This is a genomic window from Curtobacterium sp. HSID17257, from assembly GCF_003989515.1.
In the GTDB taxonomy this organism is placed as follows: domain Bacteria; phylum Actinomycetota; class Actinomycetes; order Actinomycetales; family Microbacteriaceae; genus Curtobacterium.
In genome coordinates this window covers 1-3,452 of the sequence record NZ_RBLU01000192.1, presented here as the reverse complement: position 1 = coordinate 3,452, position 3,452 = coordinate 1, and the positions used below count along the sequence as shown (strand labels likewise).

At 74.9% G+C, this 3,452-nt stretch carries 5 protein-coding genes; all 5 read left to right on the top strand.

Annotation, left to right across the window (positions count from 1 at the left end; all coding sequences use genetic code 11):
• Positions 1–805, top strand: an 805-nt coding sequence (locus D8M35_RS15875; RefSeq protein WP_148113406.1) for a DUF2071 domain-containing protein, incomplete at its 5' end; no start/stop codon positions are given.
• Positions 802–1,233 (top strand): DUF1810 domain-containing protein, encoded by a 432-nt coding sequence (locus D8M35_RS15870; protein WP_126892682.1) that lies wholly within the window; start codon positions 802–804, stop codon positions 1,231–1,233. The genes D8M35_RS15875 and D8M35_RS15870, both read left to right, overlap by 4 nt.
• A gap of 124 nt (positions 1,234–1,357) precedes the next feature.
• Positions 1,358–2,020: a GntR family transcriptional regulator gene (locus D8M35_RS15865; protein ID WP_126892681.1), complete on the top strand. Its 663-nt coding sequence runs from the start codon at positions 1,358–1,360 to the stop codon at positions 2,018–2,020.
• 166 nt (positions 2,021–2,186) lie between these two features.
• Positions 2,187–2,648, top strand: coding sequence for a MarR family winged helix-turn-helix transcriptional regulator (locus tag D8M35_RS15860; protein WP_126892680.1), 462 nt, complete (start codon positions 2,187–2,189; stop codon positions 2,646–2,648).
• A gap of 283 nt (positions 2,649–2,931) precedes the next feature.
• Positions 2,932–3,452, top strand: a 521-nt coding sequence (locus tag D8M35_RS15855) for a hypothetical protein (RefSeq protein WP_148113405.1), incomplete at its 3' end; no start/stop codon positions are given.

Here is a 3,452-nt window from a genome sequence, read left to right as displayed (position 1 = left end):
CGCGACGGTGACCGACGCGGTCGCGCGGCGGGCGGCCGCCCCGCTCGTGCACCGCCCGGTCGCCGTGCACGCCTGGGAGGACATCGTGTTCGCGCACTGGCGGCGGGACCCGGCGTCGCTCGCCCGACTCGTCCCGCGCGGCACCCGTCCCGACGTGGTCGACGGCAGCGCCTGGGTCGGCCTGACCGCCTACGTGTTCCGCGAGACGGCGGTCCCGCCCTTCCCGCCCTCGCGCCGGCTCGGCTCGATGACCGAGGTCACGATCGAGATCCCGACCGTCGACACGGCGGGGCGCCACGGCATCGTCTACCGGACGGTGGACACCGGCCACGTGCCCGCGATCGTCGCCGCGAACACGCTGCTCGGCGTGCCGTACACGTTCTCCCACGTCCGGGCGACCCGTCGCGGGGACACCCTCGACCACCGGTCCGTCCGGCACCCGGCTCGTGCGGCGCACCCGGTGGGGTGGGCGCGGGACCTCCTCCGGGGGCGCAGCCAGCGTCCGCCACGACCCCGCCCGCGGCACGACGCGCTGGTCCGGGTCACCGCGGGCGAGGTCGTGGAGACTCCGCTCGCCGCCGCGCTGACCACACGGGCGGGGATCCACGCGCGGCACCTGGCGCAGACGCTGTTCTGGCAGCGCCAGCACGCGCCGCTGACCGTGCGCGCCGCCCGGCTCGAGCGCCTCGAGGGCGATCTCCCGGACGCGGTGGGCCTGCCCGGGCTGTTCGACCGGGAACCCGACTCGCTGCTCGTCGTCGACGCCACGACGGTGCGCTACGCGTGGGGCGAGGTCGTGCGGTGAGCGGGGACCCGTACGACCTCGGCCGCTTCGTGCGCGCGCAGGAGGGTGTGCACGAGCAGGCACTCGCAGAGCTCGCGTCCGGCCGGAAGCGGTCGCACTGGATGTGGTTCGTGTTCCCGCAGCTCGCCGGGCTCGGGCGCAGTGCGACGGCGCAGCGGTACGCGGTCGAGGGGCTCGCCGAGGCGCGGGCGTTCCTGGCGCACCCCGTGCTCGGGCCCCGGCTGCTCGAGGCCTCCCGGACCGCGGCCGCCGCACCCGCACGGAGCGCGGACGACCTGTTCGGCGGGATCGACGCGATGAAGGCCCGCTCGTCGATGACGTTGTTCGCCAGGGCCGCGGCGGACCCGGCCCCGTTCCGCGCCGTGCTCGACCGGTGGTTCGACGGGACCGAGGACCCCCTGACGGTCCGGCTCCTCGACGAGCCGTGAGCACGTCGGGTCAGGACCCGGCGACGCGTGACGGACGACCGCTCACATATCAGGTACGGTGATCACGCGCCGACACCGACCGGTCCGGCGTCCCACACCGTCCACCGAGAACGAGGACACCCGCATGCCGGTCCCCAGCAGCGCACCCACCGAGCACCAGCTGCTCCGCGACACCGTCCGCCACAAGATCCACGCCGCGATCATGGACGGCACGCTCGTGCCCGGCGAGCGGCTGAACGACGACGAGCTCATCGCGTGGCTGGGTGTCTCCCGCACCCCGATCCGTGAGGCCCTCAGCCAGCTCGCCCGCGCCGGCCTGATCGAGATGGCGCCGAACCGGTACACCCGGGTCACCACGCCGAAGGCCGAGGAGGTCGTCGAGGCGATGCAGACCCTCGGCGTGCTGTTCGGCGGGGTCGTCCGCCTGGCCGTCCCCCGGCTCACGGCGTCGACACGGAAGAAGATCCTGGCGCAGCTCGACCGGACGATCGCCGAGCTCGACGCCCACGACGTCCCGGCCGTCAACCGCGACGCCCTCTCCGTCTTCGGGCTCTACGTCGACGCCTGCGGCAACGAGAACCTGCAGCGGGTGTGCCGCGACACCACGGACGGGCTGGCCTTCCGTCTGCGTCTGCCGAACCTGGACGAACTCATCGACTGGGACCAGCTGACCGCCGACTTCCGACGGCTGCGCGACGCGACCGAGAGCGGCGACAACGTGGCGGCCGAGCTCGCCACCGAGGCGATCCACCTGCTCCCGGGCGAGAAGCAGCACCGCCACGGCTGAACGGCCCTGTCAGTCCGTACAGGAACGCCCGTCCCGGATGCCGGGGCGGGCGTTCCCGCACCCGGCGCCGGGCTCCCGCGGGGCGCTCCGTCACAGCCGCGCGCGCACCGGTAGCATCGCTCCGACCACGGTCGAACCGCCTCGACCCGACGACCCGGGAGCCCGCATGAGCCACCGCCAGCCGGACCGCACCGAGATCGCCGCGCGCCTCGCCGCGGCGGTCGGGCGCATCAACCGCCGCGCCCGCACCGACTCGGCCTCGCTGGGCTACGGTCTCGTCTCCGCGCTCGCCACCATCCAGACCGAGGGACCCCTGCGCCCGGGCGACCTGTCGCGGATCGAGGTGGTCACGAAGCCGACCATGACGCGCATCCTGACCGAGCTCGAACAGCGCGGGTTCATCGAGCGCGAGGCGGACCCCCGCGACGGTCGAGCCTTCATGGTGTCGGCCACGCCGGCCGGCATCGCCGCCGTCGAACGGGCCCGCGCGGACCGCACGGGCATCGTCGCCGAGCTCATCGCGGCGCTCCCGGCCGAGGACGTCGACTCGATCGCCGCAGCCCTCGTCGCCCTCGAGCGCATCGGGCAGGGCGAACGCACTCAGGAAGCTCCCACCTCCGAGCGCTGACACGGTCGCACCAGTGGCGTTACCGAACCGTTACACGGGGGTGGACGGACGGTTCTGCCAGTGCCCCTGGACGCGGTGTCCAGGCTGACACGTCATCGTGACGGCTTCGCCCGAGCAGGCGGCCACCCGGCCGCCCGGCGGCGGACGGACGGGCCCCACACCACCGTCCGGTCCTCCCCCGGCTCGCGGCTCCCCCACGACGGCCGTGCACGCTCCCCCACCCTCGCGTGTCCGCTCCGGCGTGCCCGGGAGTCGCCCTCCAGCCGGCCGACCACCGGAACCGATGACGCGAACCACCCCCGAAGCACCCAGCACGACCACCCCGACCCCGGTCCCCACGACCCGCCGCCAGGCACTCGACACCCCGTGCCGCCGCGTCCGCCGTGCACTCCGCAGCCGGTCCGGCCTCGTCGTCGGCGGAGCGGCAGCCGTCGCCCTCGTCGGCGGTCTCGCCACGGTCGGCACGCAGCCGGCCCTCGGCGAGGCCATCGGCATCCCCTCCGCGAGCGCCACGAGCACCCCCGCGCTGCACGGGTCGGACCTCGACCGTGCCCAGGCCGCGGCGACCATCGCGACCGCCCGCACCGTGCTCGCCGACGCGAACGACAAGACCGACACCCGCGCCCTCGAGCGCCAGGTCGCCGCACTCTCGGACTACCGCGGCATGTCCGGCTCGGCGATCACCACCCGCATCGCCTCGACCGTCGACGCCGCGACACAGGTCGCCGACGCGAGCGCGTCGCAGGACAAGGCGGACGCCGACGCGGCGGCAGCGCAGGCGCAGGCCGAGGCCGAAGCGGCGGA